The organism is Pseudomonas sp. FIP_A4, from assembly GCF_036701605.1.
In the GTDB taxonomy this organism is placed as follows: domain Bacteria; phylum Pseudomonadota; class Gammaproteobacteria; order Pseudomonadales; family Pseudomonadaceae; genus Stutzerimonas; species Stutzerimonas phenolilytica.
On record NZ_JAYDXP010000003.1, the window covers coordinates 1 to 203 of the forward strand.

Annotated in this window: 1 protein-coding gene; it reads right to left on the bottom strand. The window is 68.0% G+C overall.

Translation table 11 applies throughout. The features are described 5' to 3' along the window. Positions 1 to 203, bottom strand: a 203-nt coding sequence (locus U8L64_RS00015; protein ID WP_333392686.1) for a DUF3182 family protein, incomplete at both ends; no start/stop codon positions are given.

Below are 203 nucleotides of genomic sequence, written 5' to 3' on the forward strand. Positions count from 1 at the left end.
AACCGTCGTCGCCGCGAGCACCCGAACCGTGCCCACCACACCGCCGAACAGATCGTCTTCTGCAGCAAGGCCGAGCTCCTGCGCCTCGCGCTGGCCGATCACCGTGCCGGACGGCACCAGAGAGGGTTGGGTTTCGTGACCTCGGGTCGGATCGTACTCACCGCCATAGCTCAGCCCCAGCAAGCCGGCCAGCTGCTCGGCCA